This window comes from Paenibacillus abyssi, assembly GCF_014640295.1.
GTDB classification, from domain to species: Bacteria; Bacillota; Bacilli; order Paenibacillales; family Paenibacillaceae; genus Paenibacillus_D; species Paenibacillus_D abyssi.
Genome location: NZ_BMGR01000003.1, coordinates 147,177 through 166,641, shown reverse-complemented (window position 1 = coordinate 166,641; position 19,465 = coordinate 147,177). Strand labels below are relative to the sequence as shown.

Sequence of the window (19,465 nt, the reverse complement as noted above, 5' to 3'; positions counted from 1 at the left end):
GTTAGAACACATAAGGGCGAGGGTGTCCGCAGGGTCTGTGCTATCGATGCAAAATTTCCCGGATCCAACAGCGGCTGAAGCGGACACCCCGCCCAAAAAAAGTTCTAATTCTCATCATCCGGGTTTAAAGAACTGTTAACTCATCAGGCTTATTTATTTCGCTTCCTCATACAGCTTATTGATTTCCGCAATATAGTCGTCGCCGCCGCTGGAGCGCCACAGCGCAATCGCCTGGTCGAGGCCGTTGTCGTCGATTTGGCCGACAATATACTTAATCCGCGCGTCAGCGATAATGTTGTCGAGTTGCTGCCCCTTCTGCGCATACACCTCGGAGACAAGCGGCTCTGCGGGGTTGCTGACAACGATCTCCTCATTTGCCGTCTGAACCTGCATCACCTTCTCATTGATAACGGTCATCTCAAGCTGCGGCGTTACCGGCCCGATGAAGGTCAGCATTTGGTTCATGCCTTCCAGCTCTTTGACAAGCGCAACGTCTTCCGGTGTTGTGAGCGGCTTGATATAACCGTCTACCATCTCATAGTGGCGGCCTTCGATGCCGTAACCAAGCAGCATTTGCATTTCCACATCGCCCAGCTTATCCAGGAACTCCAGCACGCGCTTCAGCTCTTCCTCGGTTTTTACCGCGGATTTGGAGATCGCGATCACGTTCGCATAACCTGAGGTCGGCATATCTCTGTGCCCCTTCGGTCCAACCGGAGCCTGGAACACGTCGATATACGGCTCTTCTCTTTCCGCCTTTTCCTGCATTCTGCCGTCGATGCGGCGGGCGGCGTCCGCCACGTCAACCATGACGCCGGCTTGGCCGTTAACAATCGGGTCCAGCCATACCGCAGGGTCCATAACCGCAAAATCGGAGTTCACAAGCCCTTCATCATACAGCTTCTTGAAAAATTTAAGCGCTTCCTTATATTCCGGCGTCATATGCGTCGGCACCAATTTGCCGTCCGCTCCCTCGCCCCATTTGTTCGGAGCGCCGAACCATACTTGCATAATGTCCCAAGGACCGGCGTATTTGGTAATGACCGTCCCGTACGTGTCATCCTTGCCGTTGCCGTCCGGATCCTGCTCTTTGAACGCTTTCAGCAGGTTGTAAAATTCATCAATCGTCTTCGGCTCCGAGAGGCCGACCTTTTCCATCCAATCCTTATTAATCGATACGCCCATCCGGCCTAGTGTCCGGCCCCGGTAAATGCCGTAGGTTTTTCCGTCCACGGACGAGTTGTTCAAAATAATCGGATTCGCCTGGCTCAGGTTCGGATAATCCTGCAGGTAAGGGCCTATCTCCCAGAAAGCCCCGGTACGGGCGGCATTAATATAGCTGGCTGAGTTACGGTCTACGACCATCAGATGCGGAAGCTGCCCCGATGCAAGCGTGATGTTCATTTTGTCCCCGTACGAGCTGTTAGGCACAAATTGCATCGTAATATCCGTATTCGTGTACTTTTCCAGCTCTTGAAGAACCGGGCTGCTGCCATCCGGAAGCTCTGTGCTGAAAGCAGGGACCATAATGGTGAGCTCCAGCGGCTCTGCCTGCGCAGCATTTGCATTTCCTTCTCCGGCGCTTTGTCCGCCGGTGTTAGCTGGCTCCTGCGGCGCAGGATCATTACTGCCGCCATTTCCTCCCGAGCATGCGGCAAGCACAGATAACATCATCACAACCGCACAGAGCAAAGCGATCTTTCTTTTTACACCGAGCACCTTCACATTCATCTTTTTATCCTCCCTTTTCATCTTGAACTTTGCGCTGCAATTGCAGCATCTATAGATATCCCGCAGCGGTATCCTGAGCACACACCGGGCAACGCTGCGCGATGATCCATCAATCGAACTTGTTATCCTTTTATCGAGCCTAACAATACCCCTTTGGCAAAATGTCTTTGCAAGAGAGGGTACACCAGCAGAATCGGAATGGTGCCTGTTACAATCACGGCCATCTTGACCGACTGCTCCGGCGGCTTCACATAATTGGGGTCCATATTGTTGATATCACCGATCGCAAGCTGCGACAGCATGACAATCTCGCGCAGCATGACCTGCAAAGGCCATTTCGTATGATCGTTAAGATAAAGCAGGGCCGAGAAGAAATTATTCCAGTGACCCACTGCATAAAAGAGACCGAATGTCGCAATGACCGGCATCGATAACGGCAGCACGATCCGCCACAGGACGCCCAGATCTGTACACCCGTCAATCCGCGCCGACTCCTCCAGTCCGGGCGGCAGCTGCTGGAAAAAATTTTTGATAATGATCAGGTTGAAGGCGCTGATCGCTCCCGGCAAAATGAGCGCTCCGTAGCTGTTGAGCAAGCCAAGCTCTTTCACCACAAGATAGGTCGGAATCATGCCCCCGCTGAACAGCATCGAGAAAATGACCAGATTCATGATCAAATTACGGCCCAGCAGATCGCGGCGGGACAATGCATAGGCCATCGTCAGTGTAAAAGCCAGATTCGTGATCGTTCCGACAACGGTAATGTAGATGGATACACCGATGCTGCGGAAAATCGTATTCGATGAGAAAATATATTGATAAGCGCTAATCGAGAAATCCCTTGGGATTAGAAAGAAAGAACGTTCCGACAGCTCGGCCTCGGTAGCGAACGAGCCTGCAAAGATATAGATGAACGGCAGTACTGTGATTACTGCGAAAATAGACAGAAACAGGTAATTGAAGCCGTCGAATACTTTCTCGCCTAATGAGTCATGATTGGATCCCATGAAATCCCTTCACCCCTTTCATAATCAATACAGCCCTTCCTGGCCGAACCGTTTGGCGAGCCAGTTGCTTCCGTAGATGAGCACAATGCCGACAATCGATTTAAATAGGCCAATCGCGGTACTGTAGCTGAATGCGCCCTGCGTGATCCCTACGAAGTAAACATACGTATCGAACACATCGGCGACCGTTCTGTTCAAGGAGTTCGTCATCAGGAAGATCTGTTCAAACCCGTTGTCCAAAAAGTTGCCTAACCGCAAAATCAGCAGAATGACGATAACGCTGGAAATCGCCGGCAGCGTAACATGCCATAACCGTTGAAACCGGTTGGCCCCGTCCACTACAGCAGCTTCATACTGCTCCACATCGACCGAGGCAAGCGCCGCCAGGAAGATGATCGTCCCCCAGCCGGTTTCTTTCCACATGATCTGTAGAATGATGAGCGGCCTGAACCAATCGGGATCAGCCAGAAAGTCGATCCTCCTGCCCGTAATTTGAAAGACAGCTTCATTCAGGACGCCGCCTTGCGTAGTCAAAAATACATACGTCATACTCGCAACGATTACCATCGAGATGAAATGCGGCACATAGACCATCGTCTGAATAAAACGCTTGATGACGTTGACGCGAATTTCATTGAGCAGCAGCGCAACGATAATCGGTGCGGGGAAGAAAAATACCAGATCGTACACAGCCAATATAAAGGTGTTGCGCAGTAATCGGACAAAATCCGGATTAGCGAAAAAGTTGCGAAAGTTTTCCAATCCTACCCATTCACTGTTCCAAAAGCCGACAAACGGCTGAAAGTTCTGGAAGGCGATGAGCACACCCCACATCGGCAAATATTTAAATACGAGAAAATAAATTAGCCCCGGCAGCAAAAGCACATACAACCATCGGTCCTTCTTTACCTTGCCGATCCAGGATGGTCTTTGTGATCCCAAGACGGTTGCTTTGGACTTCTTCGCCTTCACAGCTGCGTCTGGCCCGGATTGTAATGTTGAGTCCACCTGTTTCTCCCTCTCTATTGTGGATTTGCCTGCCTAGCAGCACGGCTTTGTGATTCTGAGTATCGTCCAAATTTCAAACGCTTTCAATTCTACATTTTTGCATGGAAAAAGCCTTGATATTCAAGGCTTTCTCACGGCTGTGGTACTCTTTTGGCGGATGTCGTCTTTCTTGTAATCCGGCGTAAAATCCCGGTATTCGGTTGGCGTAATGCCTGTCTGCTTCTTGAAAATCCGGTTGAAATACCGCTGTTGGTAGCCGACCGCTTCGGCTATATCATTGATCTTCCAATCGGTGCCCCGGAGCAGCTCTTTCGCCTTGACAAGCCGCAGCTCGGTCACATAATCAATAAAATTGACACCCGTATTCTGCTTAAACAGCTTGCTAAGCGTATATGAGTTCGTTCCGGCAAGGTCAGCACAGCTTTCCAAGGACAGATCTTTCATATAATTCGCTTGAATATAGCCAACGGTCTGTTCGATCATCTGCTTCGACTGAAGGTTAGCGCGCGACTCCCGCTCCTGTATAAACGGAACAACGACCTGTTCCTTCATCCAGTGCTGCATCTTGTCCGGGTCGCGAATGTCGGATAATCGTTCAAACAGATTGGCTCCTCTGAATAATCGAAACGGATTGACCCCGGATTGCAGCATCATATGCTGGATACTGCCGAGCAGCTGCAGCATACTCTGCTGCACTTGAATTTCTGTGCCGTGATAGGACTGGATCACTTTCAAAAATTGCGCAATCAAGTCCTCCGCCGTTGCCAACTTCCCGCTGCGCATCGATTGAATGATATCCAGCTCCAGCGCAAACGGATAATTCGTCTCGTGATTGGCCTCAACGGCGGATAATTCCTCCATATTGAGAATTTGATTCTGATTCACAAATTGCCGGAAGCCGGCAGCCCGTTCCACCTCCATGAAGGTCTCGGCCATTCGCCTTACGGTGTCCGTCTGCCGGCTGATCGTTATGGTGACCTGGAGCTTGAGAATGCGGTTAATGGCCGATGTAATCTCTTCGCCATAAGCATTTAAGCACTCGGAGAGCGGCATATCGGCCGGCGACATAATGAACAGGCCAACAGACAGATCGTGAAAATTCATGACACTGAATTGCTCGAACCGATGGGCGGCCAGCTCTTCCATAATATTAGAAGCTGCGAACGTGACTAAGCTTTGATCGCCATGTGCATATCTCTCATTTAAGATGCGATCTCCCGTCAGCCGGATGTGCAGCACATGGAAGCAATGATTCTCGACATTCCATCCGTAACGTTTCATCCTCTCCCTCAGATCTTCTTCGCTATAAGCATGCAGATGGCCTTGAAGCAGCTGCAGCAGAAACCCGGTCCGCAGGCCAGGCAGTTGATCGTTAAGCTTTGCCTGCAGATTGAGACTTTCACTAGCTGCAACGTTCCACTGATTCTCGATATATTGAAATTCATCCATGCGGCCTTCATGTTGAAAATCCGAATCGCCGCTAAACCTGCGGATCAACCGGGCAATGGGCGAATACATGCGGATGGACGCAAGCCACGACAGCATCAAGGCAAGCAGCAGTCCGGCCAAGCTCACAATTAGAATAATATTGGACAACGCCATCACCGGCGAGGTGATCGCTGTCATCGGCGCAGCGGATACATAGGTCCAAAGTTTATCGACCCGCTTTAATTGCCCGTAAGAAACGGAATAGGTTTTATCCCCTTGCTGCCACATGAACGTTCCGGAGGGCTGCTCCCGGTTCATCACCTCCTGCCGCAGCAATACATCAACGTCATTCCCGGCGCTGTTGTCCGATAAGAGAATATTTCCGCTATCCTCCATCAGGAAAGTCGCGCCTTCGTTATACGGCGTTAATGTTCTGAGCACATTCACGAATCTTTCCCGGTCCAGCGTCACCGTCAGCACGCCGAACGGAGAGGCGCTCCCGCCGGGAATTTTGTGCACGATGGTAACCGGGTCATGCAAACCGGATGGCCGCTGCCCGTTATCGCCTTCTGCTTCCGAGACCCGGTCAGTCCAATAAATGCTTCGATTATCATCCAATAGCTTGCGATATTCCGAGAGTATCGATGGATCGTCAACTTTATAATGCTCGGGCTTAAAGAGGACGGGCTCGTTCCGTTCAATATACAACGACACATCCTGAATTAACGGATTCGAGCCATGCAGCACGACCAGCGATTTGGTTACATCACGCGTATCCTGAAAGTGATAGACGAAATCAAGCTCCTGCAGATCCGCTCCGTAACGCGGGCTGAATGCCCAATGCGACAAGCTCAGCTCGAGATACATCAGTTGGTCATCGACGTTTTTTACCCGTTCTTCAATCTGACTCTGATGAAGCGCGCTTAGGTCATTCTCGATCTGGCTGACCGAGAACCAATAAATGCAGCCTGCCGTAATAAATCCTGGAATGCTTGTGATGAGCAGCAGCCAGATCAGGCTTTTCCGGTAAAAGCTTCCCCGTTGTCTTCTCTTCAACCTGTCCATCCTTGTTATCCCGGCCCGGAACCTCTTTAACAACTTGAGTCACCCGCCTTTTCGTTTAATTTAAGCGCTTTCAAAACACTTCCGTTTCATTTATTTCATTGTATGGGGAGATGTGGAAAGACTATAGTGAATTAACCGTCTTGTTTGTTCAAAAATCAGTGTAATATGGCGGATAGCCTATATTTATCGCACTTTAGGACGGCCTTCAATTGCACTTTTTTGCATGAAGCTGTCTTCTGCTTAAATCGCTGAACAGGAGGTGGTGCACAATACACGGCAGACACGAATCCCGCTCCCAAGCAGGCGCCAGCCATTTTTGCACGCATATCGGTTATAATGATTAAAAATAAAACAATTTGAGGTCATATATGAAAACAGTGGATGTTGTTGGCGCGGTCATTATAAATGAAAAGAACGAAGTGTTATGCGCACTCCGTTCAACCGACATGTCGATGCCCGGTTTGTGGGAATTTCCAGGGGGGAAGATCGAACCCGGTGAAACGCCCGGGGAGAGCCTCACCCGGGAAATAAGAGAGGAATTAAACTGCTCGATCGCAGTTGGCGAGCTGGTGGCCGATGTCACACATGTCTATCCTGCAATCACGGTACGATTAATGACTTACAAAGCAATCATTGTAGATGGCGTACCCAAACCTAATGAACATGAAAAGCTGATCTGGCTGCCATTGGAACAGCTGCATTCTCTGGAATGGGCCCCTGCGGATATCCCAACCGTGGCTCGGATCATTCAGACAAACACTTAGTTTGAGGTCCCGGAATGGATACCTGCAAGAAAGGTATCGATTAAGAGGAGAAAGCTTTTATCCAGATCAAGAGGCAGACCGAACCCGCCCGCCAGCTCAATGGAAGCAAATCCGTGCAAAATGCTTCGAAAGCCTCTAACCGTATGCAGTGCCGCTTCATCTTTCAATCCATACACCTGCAGCACTTGAACGACAAGCTCCACCACCTTGTGTTGGGCTTGTTGAAGCTCAGGATCATCAGTCTCCGGTGCACGAAAGGTCGCATCATACAGTCCGGGATGATTTCTGGCAAAGCTTACATACGCTTCGCTTAGCGCCCGAACGGCTTCATCGCCGGAGCGCCCGACAGCCGCATACACCATCCGCTCATGAAGGTTATGAAGTCCGTGGATCGCGAGCTTTTGCCGCAGCGCCTCCAATCCTTCGATATGGTTATATAGCGATGGCGTGCGAATCTGCAATCGTCTGGCTAATTCTCCGAGCGAGAGATGATCAAGCCCCTTTTCATCGACTATTTCTCCCGCTTTTTGCAATATCGTCGGCAGATCCAATCCCATTCGTGGTGACATGTTGTCCCTTCCTTTCGTTTCGTTTTCCGGTCAGAGCTATTTCTATTATTATAATAACTAATTACATTAGTTTTCACAAGAGGAAAGTCTGTTAAAGGCCACCCGTAATTGGATGGCCTCATTCACTTGATGATCAACCTCTTTGTCAGCTCATTATTGATTATTCATCGCCCGCTCTATTGCCCGATGAATCTAATTCGCTCGTTTGGGGTAAGGAGGAGAAAGGCTCTCTATTTTTAAGGAGGCGGTCACTTTGAAAAAGGCCATTAACGAACTCAAAGCCAATATCGATAATATCAAGCAATCGGTGGATGAAATGAAAGGCGATATACAGGAAACCGCAGAGGATGCCAAAACAACAGCGGACAAAGTAAATGGAACCATAGATGATGCCAAGGGAGCTGCACAGGATCTGAAAGCTTCAATGGCAGTTGCGAAGGCAAATTTGCGGGATACGGGTAAAGCCATCAAATCGCTGCGGCCTCGGGATAAAGAGGATACGCCGGATCGGCCTTGGGATTGAAGGACGCTGTGTGGGCTATTGAGGCCGCCTTGAAGGCAGCCCCTAACCTTATCTTTATTAATAATAAATTAAATATTCTCCAAAGGCTTCGCGTTTCCGTATACCGGTGCGGCGCTTGCAACCGGAGCGGCCCAGCCCACTGCATTGGCGATCACGCGCTGAACATCTTTGTTGAAGTAAGTAGGAAATGTCTCGTGGCCCGGACGGAAGTAGAACACCTTGCCTTGTCCCCGGTTCCAGCAGCAGCCGCTGCGGAATACTTCGCCGCCTTGGAACCAGCTTGTAAATACGAGCTCATCCGGCTGTGGAATGTCGAAGTGCTCCCCATACATTTCCTCATTCTCCAGTTGGATATATTCTCCGATGCCTTCGACGATCGGGTGGCCGGGGCGTACGACCCATAACCGCTCGCGCTCTCCGTTTGGCTCGTGCTCACGCCATTTCAGATCGCAGGAGGTACCCATCAGCTTTTTGAAGATTTTCGAGAAATGTCCGGAATGCAGCACGATTAACCCCATCCCTTTCAGGACCCGCTCATATACCCGCTGTACAATGCGGTCATCGACTTCATCATGAGCCACATGTCCCCACCAGATCAGAACATCGGTCTCCTGCAGTCTTTCCTCTGTTAATCCATGCTCTTCCTCATCTAATGCTGCATAGGTAACCGTATAGTTCTCAGGCATTGCTTGGCCAATGACCGTATGCATCCCTTGCGGGTAAACCTGCATCACTTTCTCATTGGTTTTTTCATGCCTGAATTCATTCCAGATCGTAACCTTGACTGAACGATTCAATACTTTCACGCTCCTCTATTTAGGATGGTTGCTTGGTTGCTGCATCAGTAGTAAACTACATATGACTTTGTCCATCTTATAGGAAAATCGGCAGTAAGCCTATGTCCATATCTGTTATTTATTTATTCGATTTTGTGAAGAGGGATCATCTATGTATAGTGAAGCGCTCCATGAGCAAGTCCATTACCAGAACCCTGCCTTAAGATTAAAAGTATGGCCGATCCTCAACCCTGCAGCAACCGATTCCGATACGCTCGATAAACCATGGCATTACCACGAGCAGGTGGAGTTTCTATATATTTTCGAAGGCAGCATGCTTGTTCAATTGGAGCAGCAATTGATCAAGCTTGAGAAGCACGACGTCATGATTGTCGATTCCAACCAGCTGCACCGCACCGCCATGCAAGGCAGCGGCCCGCTTTCCTACCTGGTGCTCCAGGTCGATCTTCAGGCCTACTATGATTCGGCAAGTATGATGTATTACAGCTCTTTTTCCCACCCCTTTCGCAAGTTAAGCAGTCTTAACAACATGCTGCAGGAGGATCCGGAAGCACGCCAAGCGATGGGCAGGTGCCTGCTCGATATCCATGAAGAAACCTCTGCGAATCGCAGAGGTTATGAGCTGGCGGTAAGCCACAATATAAAACAACTGATGTTATACATGATTCGATACGATCGGGATGGTTTGATCCAACCACATGATAACCGCGAAATGCTGCGTTGGAAGCCTGTGCTGGACTATATTGACGAGCATTTATCCGAGAAGCTCGACATAAAGGATTTAAGCAGAATGGCGTTTATGAGCTATCATTATTTTTCCAAAAGCTTTACGCAAACGATGGGCATGCCGGTAACCACCTACATTAACTGGAGGCGCATCAAGAAAGCGGAGCAGCTGCTGCTCACCCAGGATATCAGCATTCACGAAATAGCGGAAACGGTCGGACTTATCAACCTTTCCCACTTCTACAAGATGTTCAACAAGTTTAACAATATGTCTCCCAAGCGTTACAAAGAAGTCATGCTCGGAGGGCTCTCAACGATGGAATAAACAGCAAGGGCCCCCGCACAGGGCCCTTAAGCATGCTAATGAACAAGGCTTTCCCATTCAATCACCCGGTCGCAGAGCCTCCGAATCAAGCTTGGTTCATGGCTGATGACGAGCAGGCCGAGATTACGCTGTTTGGCGATAGCAAGCACACTATGCCAGACCTGCGCCTGACTGACCGCGTCGAGCATCGTTGTCATCTCGTCTGCAATGAGAAAACGGGTTTGCGGACCCAACGCCCTGGCCACGCAAAACCGCTGCAATTCCCCGCCGCTGAGCTCCCCCGGCCACCGCTCCAGCCACCCCTGATCAATGCCCAGCTCCTGCAGCAAGAAAGGATCCGGCTGCCCGCCCTCATTCAGGATGCGTCCTATTCGCCAGCGGGGATTCACCGCTTCCTCTGGATGCTGGAATACCAATTGCACTGGATGATAACCGCGCTTTGGCAGCGGCTGGCCATCCAGCATTACCGTGCCTTCCAGCGGGGTATCATAACCGGCAAGGATCCGGGCGAGCGTCGTCTTGCCTCTGCCGCTTGGTCCGACGAGGCCGACCGTCTCCCCCTGCTGCAGGCTCAGATCAAACTTCCGGAACAGCCATGCATCGTTTGCATAACGATATCCCAGTTTTTTTGCTTCAAGACGCATGAATACACCTCACCATGCCGCCGCGCAGCTTCCGCATATCCGGTTTGATTTCGGAGCATTCTGCAGATGCTGCAGGGCATCTCGGGGCAAATACGCAGCCGTCCGGCAGCTGGCCGGGAAGCGGTTGAGCGCCCGGAATCGGCTGGAATTGATTTTGCGGCAGCGCATTCCACAGCGCTCTGCTGTATGGATGCCGAAGCCGCTCGCCATGACCTGCGAAATCTTCTGCTGCGGCGATTTCTACTGTTGTTCCGGCGTAAAACACGGCCACTTTATCTGCCACTGTAAGCGCGGATTCAATATCATGCGTAATCAATAGAATGGAGCGTCCTTCATCGGCCAGCTCCCTGAAGTGAAGCAGCGTTTCGCGCGCAGCCTCATGATGAAGCCCCGGCGTCGGTTCATCGGCGATAATCAAGCTGGCGCCGCTCAACGTCGCTGTAGAGAGCAGCACTCTTCTGGCCATGCCTCCGGATAGCTGGAACGGATAGAGCTGTTCTACTCCCGGTTCCAAGCCATAACGCTCGAACAGGTTTCTTTGCTGTGCTGCCTGTACCTGATCCGCTCCCGGTATACGCACCTGCTGTCCGACCCGCATCAGCGGATCAAGATAATTGACCGACTGGGGGACCAAAGCCATTTCTTTGCCCCGCAGCGTTGCCTGTCTCTGCGCATTCAATGTCTCCCCGCCATAACAGATGCGGCCGGCCATTACCGCATTACCGGGAAGGATTCCCATAATTGCATGCGCTAGCAGGCTCTTGCCCGAGCCGCTGGATCCGACAACCGCCACGATCTGGCCTGCCTTGATCGATAGGCTTAGCCCGTGGATGACCTCAACCATCTGCTGCCTAAGGCCTCTGTCATAATGGGAAAATGAGACGGACAAATTTTCAACTTCTAGCTTGCACATGAGACTTCCCCCCCTTCTCTTTGTTCCATCAGGCAATGCACTGACATCTATTCCCTGGACCGGCGGGGATCGACAAGCCCGCGAAGGCGTTCACCCAGCACATCAAATGACCTTACGACAAGGAGCAGGCACAGCCCCGGAAAAAATGCCAGCCACCACATCCCCATCGATAAATATCGCATGGATTCGGAAAGAATAATGCCGATCGCGGGCTGATGCGGCGACAACCCCAATCCGATGAACGAAATGGCTGCCTCGTGAAGAATCGCATGCGGGAACATAAGCAGCACGCCCACGAACAGCTGCGGAAGCAAATGCGGCACCATATGCCTTGTCGCAATCCACCAGCTTGACCTGCCCATACGGCGGGAAATTTGCACATACTTTGCCGATTTCAGCTGCATGACCTCCGCACGGATAATGCGCGCCAGGCTTGGCCAGTGTGTGAGCGCAATGCCGATTACCACGCCTTTCATGCCTCCGCCCATCACAAAGGCGAGCAGAATCAGCGAGACCAGATGCGGCACACTTAGGAATGCATCGATTAACCATGACACTATACGGTCGGCGATTTTTCCCATTGAAGCTAAAAGACCGAGCATAACGGCGATTACACCGCTCGATACCGAGGCAAGCAGTCCAACCTGGATGCTCAAGCCAAGGCCTTTGACCGTTCGTGTGAACATATCCCTGCCCAGCCAATCCGTTCCGAACAGATATTGCAGTGACGGAGCATGATTACGCGATTGAAGATTCGTGGCAAGCTTCTCCAGGTTGACCAGATAACCACCGAGCCAAGCAGCGATAATAAAAGCCGCTGTGCATACGATCACCGTCAATGTCCGCCGCCTGCGATTGATTTGCGGGCGGGGCGCGGCGCTTGGCCATTGGCCGGCTTGATGAGCGCTCATCTTACACCCGCCTTCCGGATTCTCGGATCAATGAACCGGTACAGCAAATCCGCGATTAAATTGCCCGTGAATACAAACAAGGCGCTGAACAGGACGATGCCAAGCAGCAGCGGCACATCGCCGCGTAAGCCCGCATCCACTGCCGCTTGTCCCAGGCCGGGATAGGAAAACACCTGCTCTGCCAGTACAGCGCCGCCAAACAGTTCGCTGAACGAAGCGAACTGCAGGGACACAGCCGGCAATGCAATATTGCGCAGGCCGTGCCGCCAGAACAATCGGAATCCCGTTTCTCCCCTTGCCCTGGCAAACAGCACATAATCGCTCTCCAGCACATCGACCAGCTTTTGCCTTGTATGAAGCGCAATATTCGAAATGCCGACTACACTGAGCGTCAGGGCCGGCAGGATTAAATGCCGGATCCGGTCAGCCATCGTCACTTCATCGGCCAGTACCCCGGCCGGTACCCCGAGTCCTACCGGGAACCATCCCAGCCAAACGGCAAAAATCATGAGCAGCAGCAGGCCCAGCCAAAACGCCGGTGTCGAAGCCAACGTATAACAGTACCATTGGATGCAACGATCGATCCAGGTATCCTTCTTCATTGCCGCCACTACCCCTGCGATAAAGCCAATTATGCCTGACAACAGCCATGACACGCCCATAAGCGCGGCAGAATTCAAAAATCTCTCCCCGATAACTTCCTCTACCGGCTGGCGGTAGATCATCGAAGTACCCATATCGCCCTGCAGCAGGGCCGAGCTCCATATGACGAACCGTTCCAGAGGAGGCTTCTCAAGTCCCCAGTAGGCCGCAATCTGCGCTCTCTGCTCCGGGCTTACCCTCACCGCATCGGCGCCGACATAAGCTTGGACAGGGTCGATGGGCGAGTTTTGGACCAGCATGAACGATATTAAACTAATGGCAAACATCAGTGATGCCAACCGCACCGCCTTAAAGCCCAAAAATGCCAACAGCTTGCGAATCATGTCAGATGCCTCATTTCATTTCGCCTATTCGATCCATTTCCACTCTTCGATATTGTCCGTAACAGGCCACCCGTGGCCGTGCGGATGAATACGCTGATTTCCGATATCAAGCTTGTCCTTAACCAAATACAAATGATCGATGTTCACAAGCCATGCCCATGGCGAGTCTCCTCTGGCACTTAAGCCTGTCGTGCCGTCCCATTGGGCTTTTTTCCAGTATTCCAAAGCCTCTTCCTCGCTCTTTGCCTGCAGTGCTTTATTCATCCATTCGTCCACCGTCTTGCTGCTGTAGCGGCCTACATTATAAAAATCCTCGCCTTGATAGCTGCTGCTGTATAGATTATACATTTCCAGCGGATCATGGCTTCCCCAGCCGAACAGCACCGCATTGGCGTACATCGAAGCAGATAGATCGTCCCAGCTTTTTCCTTCCACATCGATCTGGATGCCAATCGGCTTAATCATGTCCGCTGCAGCCAGTGCGAGCGATTGGCGGGTCATATCACCGGATGGATACTGAAGCGAAAAACGGGCCTGCAATCCATTTTTCTCCACGATGCCGTTGCCGTCCGTATCGCTCCAGCCGGCATCCGCGAGGATTCGCTTCGCTTCCTCTGGATTGCCGTCTGGAATCACAGAATCGGGATTCCACCAAGGGAGACCGTCGTTAACGGAATATGCGGGTGAACCGAAACCTTCTAATATACCCTCTACTAACGCTTCCCGGTCGAGCGCGGCGTTGACCGCTTTCCGGATTGCCAGATCCGCTGTAACATCGTTACCGATTGGATAGCCCTCTTCCGTCTGCAGCCCCGAAGGAACATACGGAAACAGAATGCCGCGATTATCCACGGTTTTTACGGCCTCCAGCCGCATGCCATCCACAGATTGCTTATTAAATGAGGCCGGAATATAAGCGACATCAACCGCCCCTGCTTTAGCAGACGCAAAAGCGGCGTCCTCGCTCAAGAACAGAAAGGTGATTTTCTTGAAATAAGGTTTCGCGCCGTAGTAGTCTTCATTCGCCTCAACGATTAACTGCTGCCCTTTATCCCACTGAATAAGTTTGTATGGTCCCGAACCGACCGGCTGCTGTGCGTAATCATCAGAATAGGCATGCTCCGGCACAATGCCGGTCGTAACCAGCAAGCTGATAAACGTGGATTGCGGCTGCTTCAACGAAAACTTAACAGTGTACTCGCCATCTGCCTCAACACGAGCCATATTCATCAAGTCCACCACGCTTCCGCCTGCGGCCGCTGTTTTAAAAGTGAACTGAACATCTGCCGCGGTTAATGGCTCCCCGTCGGAAAATTTCGCATCATCGCGAAGCTTGACGGTCCAGAGTTTTCCGTCATCGCTCACCTCGTAACCGGTAGCCAGATCGCCTACCGGCCTCAATTCGTTATCGCGTTTAAATAATGTGCTTTGGAACAGCGGCGATCCATAACGTCCCCAGCCGGTTGTCGGATCGAAGCCTGCTTCAGGCTCCGCCCCGACCGCGAGCACGAGCTCATCTTTACTGCTGCTGGCTCCTGTTGCATTGTCCGAGTCTGAGACACAGCCTGTCAGTAAAATGGAAGCTGCAATAATTGCTGTACCAATGAACTGCCATTTGCGCTTCATCGCAAGAAAACCTCCTAATGTCTGATCATGCTAACAGCACCGCATAATCGTGTTACTATTTATATTTATGGTAACACATCATCTAAAAATGATCACTCATTTTATAGAAAATACTGACAAAAAATAAAATCAGGGGGTGATGAGAAAATTTTAAGAAGATTATAAAACGTTTAGGATTGTTAATTCTCACAAAGTGCTGTGCTAGAATCAAGACTGTCGATGACGTCGTTCCAAAAAACACCAACAAACGGAGGGATTCATTCATCATGTACAGGCTTTTAAGCTTAGTCGCGTTACTCTTATTAATTGTCGTAGCCGTCGAACATAATAATGCCGATGCCAGATCATCCTCTATCTTAAGAATAGGCAGTGAGGGGTCGGAAGTTAAAATATTGCAGCAAAGGCTGAAAACACTTGGTTATTACAAATTAGCAGTAGACTCGCAATACGGTAAGGCAACCCGAAACGCAGTCCAACGATTCCAGAAAAAAAACAGGATTGTAACTAATGGTCTAGTAGGACCGCACACATGGTCGAAGATCAATAACAAAGCAGCGATTAAAACCAGAGCTTCGAACAAAGTTTCGAACACAGAGCTTTCCTTGCTGGCCCGAATCATTCATGCCGAAGCAAAAGGCGAAAGCTATAAAGGCCAAGTGGCGGTTGGTGCGGTAATCATGAACCGGATGAAATCTCCGCAATTTCCGAAAACATTAAAGGGAGTCATCTACCAGCCGAATGCATTCTCCGTCGTGAGGAATGGCCAATATAAAAAAGCGCCGTCTCCAACGGCGGTCAAGGCAGCAAGAGCCGCACTACAAGGAACGGACCCGACAAATAATGCATTGTTTTTCTACAACCCGAAAATTTCCAAATCGAGTTGGTTCAAATCTCGTCCCGTGACAAAAAAAATCGGCAATCATCAGTTTACGATGTAAGTAAAGTAACATATAGAATGGGAGAAAAAACATGAGAGTTGTCAACAAACACCAACTGGAGGCTAGAGTGGAGGCGGTAATAGAAATCATCCAAGAAGTTACTGGAAAAGAGACCGTTTCAAACGCCATCAAGAGTAGACTAAACTCGATGAGCTATGAAGAGTTGGGCATACTCGCGATGAATATCGTCAAAACAAGGTCAATCGAAGAGATTCTTGGAGTAAATGAAGAAAACATGCCTGGCGTTTGATGACTGCTGTTTCACAAAGTGGCCATAAAAATGACGTGCAAACTGATTACAGTTTGACACGTCATTTTTCTTTGTGCTTCAAAACGAACCGGTAAATGGATAAATAGTTGTGAAGTGCCGGCAGTCTATACTAAAATAATTGCACAAGCGTTGAACGAGGAGACGATGACAAATGAGTTTTTCACTGAGCAGAATCGAGAACAAAATCGAGTTTTTCGAGGCATATGATCTGATAACATTGGAACAAAAAATAAACATTCAGATCGAAAATAACAAAGCGCTGCTGTTGGATGTTTTCTCGATCAGCCATAACGCGGTATTTGACCCGAACGCGAACAAAATGCTGTACAGCGCGGTTGTACACTTCAAAGCAAAATAAATGACAAAACAGGCTGCCGCACATGCTAAGATCAGCACATCACTATGATGATAACCAAAGCAGAGGCTTGGTCATTGATTGACTAAGCCTCTATTTGTTACGGCTGCCCCTCTATCCGTTTTCGTGTATTCCCCTTTCCCTCGCTAGTTGCCATCCGTTACCCTATTTTATCCTCGAATGACAGATTAATCGGTTCATCCAGAAGCTCCTCATGAATTTCCAAGTTTGTCGATGCAACCGATTCATCCACCTCCACAAATGAAAACTGATCCATCCAAACACTCCCCTGTCCGGATAAAAGTACGCATGTTTGACCCTCCTCTCATTAAAAATATAACGAAATTCTAATGAAGCTTTTTGATCTTTTTTGCTATGATTATCGTATTGTTATTAATCGACATTATTTTTGTGTGCATAATCTTTTTTGGTGGTGAGAGACATTTTATACGTTTTAGCATTTGTGGTATCGTTTCTCGTAGTCTATCTCTTAATTCCCCCATTTGGGAAGCTCGCATTTCGATTGGATTTTGTGGACAAGCCCCGGAAAGACACGGAACGCAAAATTCATCGTGAACCGATTCCTTTGACAGCAAGCTATGTCATCTTCATTGGTTTTTTTGCAGCCTATTTGCTCGTAACACGAGAATTCAACTTGCAGACAGCAGCTCTTTTTGCGGGTGGGGTTTTGCTGCTGATTATCGGTACGATCGATGATTGGTATAAAACAAAAGGAAAAGATTTTCCGGCTCTTCCCAAGCTTGTCGTACAGGTATCGGCAGCCGTCATCGTCTATGCTTCCGGGATCGCGTTCACCGGTTTTTACAACCCTTTTACCGGCGATTATGTATGGCTACCGGTCTGGCTGCAATTTATCTTAACGATATTGTGGATTTTCGGCGTTACCACCGTTATTAACTTTACAGACGGCATGGATGGACTTGCCGGAGGAATTACCGCGATCTCTGCGGTCACTTTGTTTATCGTTGCACTCACCAAAGGACAGCCCAACTCAGCCATTATGGCTATTATACTGGTTGGTGTCTCGATCGCTTACTTACGTTATAATAAACCGCCTGCCAAAATTTTCATGGGAGATGCAGGGGCTACTTTCCTCGGTTTTATTTTAGCGGTTATAGCGTTAGACGGCGCCTTCAAACAAGCCACCGTATTGTCGCTCTTTATTCCGATTCTGGCTCTTGGCGTGCCGATTTTTGATAATCTGTTCGTTGTCATCAAACGTTTCCTGCAGGGGAAATCCATCTATCAAGCCGATGCAAGCCAAGCGCATTATCGTCTGCTTCGCGCGGGCCTTAATCATAAACAAGCTGTTATGGTTCTTTATTTAGTAAGTACGTGCCTATGCTTGTCATCGATCATATTACTGCTCATCGCTGAAATATGATGAAAACTGCCGAGAGAAGCCTCCAGGCAGTTTCAGATTGAGGACAAAGCCCTTGTGCTGGTTCGAGCAGCCTATAAGCTGTTAAAACCAGCCAATCATAAGAAAAAACGCCTCACTATATCTGGTGTCCGGATACAGTGAGGCGTTAGTGATTTAATTAAGGAATGCTACGATTCCGGTATTAATCATGATGATGTCCGTTCATGCCCGTGTCCTTTTCATCGGCGTAAGTAACGGAAAGCTCGGCATACAGCACCCCTTTTTGTACCTGAATCTGCTGGTGCAGCATCCGGAGGCGGTTCAGCTTACCCCTGACAACGATGACCTCGAGGCATTGATTATGATTTAAATGAACATGCATATTCGAGATTATGTCGTGGTGAAAACGATGCTGAAGCTCCATCAGCAGCTGCGGCAGCTCGCTGACATGATGATCGTAAACCATGACCACGGTCCCCGCGACAAATTGTTCCGAGTGCATCCCCGACGGCTCAAGCAGCGCTCTGCGGGCGAGATCCCGGATCGCTTCAGAACGGTTCGTATAGCCCTGCTCGATAATATATTGATCGAATTGCTCGATCAACGGAGCCGGGAAGGACACGCCAAACCTGGTCAACTCTTCTTTATCTGCCATCGGAACCACCTAACTTGGTTTGTTTCATATTACAGAAAGTGTAACACAGTTATTCGGAATTGAAAACTTCCGCTAGTGCCTCACGAAACAGCTCATCCAATTGCTTATCCAATCCGCCTCCATTTGCAGCCAATTGAACAGCGGTCTTTTCGAAATGCGCGATCTGCTGCTCCAGGAACTGATTAATCGGCTCAATCCGCGGCTCGTAATCAAGCTCCTCCCCTGCCTTCTTTCGCTCCAATAGGCGCCGGATCGAACTTTTCAAGGAACTGCCTTCAGGAATTAGCTGTGCAACCAGCTCATCAAATTCCATTGGCGGCATCGTGCCTTTCTGCTCGATCCATGCACAGGCCAGAATCGGCCGCAGCACGTAGAAATATTTCTTGATTTTCACCTGCTCCCCTTGCAAATACTCACGGTAATTGCCTTTGGCCATATTCAAATAGTGAAACATACACGACTTCGGGGAAAAGGTAAACGGCGAAATTGCGCGTATACGTTCGGCCACGCTGTACTTCTCCAGATAGACAATCGGAGATGACAGCCACTCCAGCAGCGGCGGGTTCGACCTGCGGAACAGGTTCAGCGCCTTGCGCAGATCCCAGCCGTTTATATCGAGCATGTCGCTGATCGGCCGCTCTATGACATCGCGTTTGTCAAAGATGGACAGGTACCAATCCACTGGCCTTACATAGATGAAGCGAACGTCATAATCGCTGTCCTGCGACGGGAATCCCCACGCCCTGCTGCCCGATTCGCAGGCGTACAGAATACGGACTTGCTCCTGCTGTTCGATCCTTTGAAGCTCTTTTATGATTTGTTCGTTGATATTCACAATA

General features: G+C 49.8%; 20 protein-coding genes and 1 pseudogene. 7 read left to right on the top strand and 14 right to left on the bottom strand.

Annotated elements, in window-relative coordinates; all coding sequences use genetic code 11:
* Nucleotides 1-153: 153 nt before the first annotated feature.
* From IEW11_RS05360 to IEW11_RS05345, 4 genes are all read right to left on the bottom strand, one after another.
* Nucleotides 154-1,731 carry an extracellular solute-binding protein gene (locus IEW11_RS05360; protein ID WP_188529739.1) on the bottom strand — a complete coding sequence of 526 codons (1,578 nt, stop codon included), beginning with the start codon at nt 1,729-1,731 and terminating at the stop codon, nt 154-156.
* Nucleotides 1,732-1,853: 122 nt separating this feature from the next.
* Entirely contained in the window at nt 1,854-2,738 is an 885-nt protein-coding gene (locus IEW11_RS05355; protein WP_188529737.1) for a carbohydrate ABC transporter permease, read from the bottom strand.
* A gap of 24 nt (nt 2,739-2,762) precedes the next feature.
* Nucleotides 2,763-3,680, bottom strand: a complete 918-nt coding sequence (locus tag IEW11_RS05350) for an ABC transporter permease (RefSeq protein WP_229724985.1) — start codon at nt 3,678-3,680, stop codon at nt 2,763-2,765.
* 186 nt (nt 3,681-3,866) lie between these two features.
* Nucleotides 3,867-6,230 (bottom strand): AraC family transcriptional regulator, encoded by a 2,364-nt coding sequence (locus IEW11_RS05345; RefSeq protein ID WP_188529735.1) that lies wholly within the window; start codon nt 6,228-6,230, stop codon nt 3,867-3,869.
* Nucleotides 6,231-6,607: 377 nt separating this feature from the next.
* Here IEW11_RS05345 and IEW11_RS05340 point away from each other — a divergent pair, with 377 nt between their 5' ends.
* On the top strand, nt 6,608-7,003 hold the full coding sequence (locus IEW11_RS05340) for a (deoxy)nucleoside triphosphate pyrophosphohydrolase (protein ID WP_188529733.1): 396 nt from the start codon (nt 6,608-6,610) through the stop codon (nt 7,001-7,003).
* On the opposite strand, the gene IEW11_RS05335 is transcribed toward IEW11_RS05340, so the two are convergent.
* Nucleotides 7,000-7,572: a TetR/AcrR family transcriptional regulator gene (locus IEW11_RS05335; protein WP_188529731.1), complete on the bottom strand. Its 573-nt coding sequence runs from the start codon at nt 7,570-7,572 to the stop codon at nt 7,000-7,002. The two genes, IEW11_RS05340 and IEW11_RS05335, sit on opposite strands and share 4 nt — an antisense overlap.
* Nucleotides 7,573-7,825: 253 nt before the next feature.
* Between IEW11_RS05335 and IEW11_RS05330 the strand changes: the two genes are divergently transcribed.
* Nucleotides 7,826-8,095, top strand: coding sequence for a hypothetical protein (locus IEW11_RS05330; protein WP_188529729.1), 270 nt, complete (start codon nt 7,826-7,828; stop codon nt 8,093-8,095).
* A 68-nt stretch (nt 8,096-8,163) separates the two neighbouring features.
* On the opposite strand, the gene IEW11_RS05325 is transcribed toward IEW11_RS05330, so the two are convergent.
* Nucleotides 8,164-8,892 carry a ThuA domain-containing protein gene (locus IEW11_RS05325; protein ID WP_188529728.1) on the bottom strand — a complete coding sequence of 243 codons (729 nt, stop codon included), beginning with the start codon at nt 8,890-8,892 and terminating at the stop codon, nt 8,164-8,166.
* Between the two features lie 151 nt (nt 8,893-9,043).
* On the opposite strand from IEW11_RS05325, the gene IEW11_RS05320 reads away from it, so the two are divergent.
* Entirely contained in the window at nt 9,044-9,943 is a 900-nt protein-coding gene (locus IEW11_RS05320; protein WP_188529727.1) for an AraC family transcriptional regulator, read from the top strand.
* Between the two features lie 35 nt (nt 9,944-9,978).
* On the opposite strand, the gene IEW11_RS05315 is transcribed toward IEW11_RS05320, so the two are convergent.
* Genes IEW11_RS05315 through IEW11_RS05295 form a run of 5 tightly spaced genes read right to left on the bottom strand, consistent with a single transcriptional unit; the run spans nt 9,979 to nt 15,023 of the window.
* On the bottom strand, nt 9,979-10,587 hold the full coding sequence (locus tag IEW11_RS05315) for an ABC transporter ATP-binding protein (RefSeq protein ID WP_188529726.1): 609 nt from the start codon (nt 10,585-10,587) through the stop codon (nt 9,979-9,981).
* The gene (locus tag IEW11_RS05310) at nt 10,577-11,500 is read right to left on the bottom strand and encodes an ABC transporter ATP-binding protein (RefSeq protein WP_188529725.1); all 924 of its coding nucleotides are present in this window, start codon (nt 11,498-11,500) and stop codon (nt 10,577-10,579) included. Before IEW11_RS05310 ends, IEW11_RS05315 begins: the two co-directional genes overlap by 11 nt.
* Before the next feature lie 47 nt (nt 11,501-11,547).
* A complete protein-coding gene (locus tag IEW11_RS05305) occupies nt 11,548-12,411 on the bottom strand; it encodes an ABC transporter permease (RefSeq protein WP_188529724.1) in 864 nt (287 codons plus the stop codon).
* Nucleotides 12,408-13,397 carry an ABC transporter permease gene (locus tag IEW11_RS05300; RefSeq protein WP_188529722.1) on the bottom strand — a complete coding sequence of 330 codons (990 nt, stop codon included), beginning with the start codon at nt 13,395-13,397 and terminating at the stop codon, nt 12,408-12,410. Before IEW11_RS05300 ends, IEW11_RS05305 begins: the two co-directional genes overlap by 4 nt.
* Nucleotides 13,398-13,421: 24 nt before the next feature.
* Nucleotides 13,422-15,023, bottom strand: coding sequence for an ABC transporter substrate-binding protein (locus tag IEW11_RS05295; protein ID WP_188529720.1), 1,602 nt, complete (start codon nt 15,021-15,023; stop codon nt 13,422-13,424).
* 266 nt (nt 15,024-15,289) lie between these two features.
* Here IEW11_RS05295 and IEW11_RS05290 point away from each other — a divergent pair, with 266 nt between their 5' ends.
* From IEW11_RS05290 to IEW11_RS05280, 3 genes are all read left to right on the top strand, one after another.
* Nucleotides 15,290-15,961 carry a cell wall hydrolase gene (locus IEW11_RS05290; RefSeq protein ID WP_188529718.1) on the top strand — a complete coding sequence of 224 codons (672 nt, stop codon included), beginning with the start codon at nt 15,290-15,292 and terminating at the stop codon, nt 15,959-15,961.
* Nucleotides 15,962-15,992: 31 nt separating this feature from the next.
* Complete coding sequence (locus IEW11_RS05285; protein WP_188529716.1) at nt 15,993-16,211, top strand: hypothetical protein; 219 nt, start codon at nt 15,993-15,995, stop codon at nt 16,209-16,211.
* 172 nt (nt 16,212-16,383) lie between these two features.
* Nucleotides 16,384-16,590 carry a YrzA family protein gene (locus tag IEW11_RS05280; protein WP_188529714.1) on the top strand — a complete coding sequence of 69 codons (207 nt, stop codon included), beginning with the start codon at nt 16,384-16,386 and terminating at the stop codon, nt 16,588-16,590.
* Nucleotides 16,591-16,747: 157 nt separating this feature from the next.
* Here the strand turns inward: IEW11_RS05280 and IEW11_RS24790 are convergent.
* Nucleotides 16,748-16,894 (bottom strand): annotated as a pseudogene (locus tag IEW11_RS24790) (AraC family transcriptional regulator); the annotation flags it as partial.
* Between the two features lie 135 nt (nt 16,895-17,029).
* Between IEW11_RS24790 and IEW11_RS05275 the strand changes: the two are divergent.
* Nucleotides 17,030-17,992 (top strand): MraY family glycosyltransferase, encoded by a 963-nt coding sequence (locus tag IEW11_RS05275; RefSeq protein ID WP_373289306.1) that lies wholly within the window; start codon nt 17,030-17,032, stop codon nt 17,990-17,992.
* 181 nt (nt 17,993-18,173) lie between these two features.
* Here the strand turns inward: IEW11_RS05275 and nikR are convergent, their stop codons facing one another.
* Together nikR and IEW11_RS05265 are read right to left on the bottom strand one after the other, a co-directional pair.
* A complete protein-coding gene (gene nikR / locus IEW11_RS05270) occupies nt 18,174-18,626 on the bottom strand; it encodes a nickel-responsive transcriptional regulator NikR (RefSeq protein WP_188529712.1) in 453 nt (150 codons plus the stop codon).
* Nucleotides 18,627-18,675: 49 nt separating this feature from the next.
* Nucleotides 18,676-19,464 carry a nucleotidyltransferase domain-containing protein gene (locus IEW11_RS05265; RefSeq protein WP_188530199.1) on the bottom strand — a complete coding sequence of 263 codons (789 nt, stop codon included), beginning with the start codon at nt 19,462-19,464 and terminating at the stop codon, nt 18,676-18,678.
* Nucleotide 19,465: the final 1 nt, after the last annotated feature.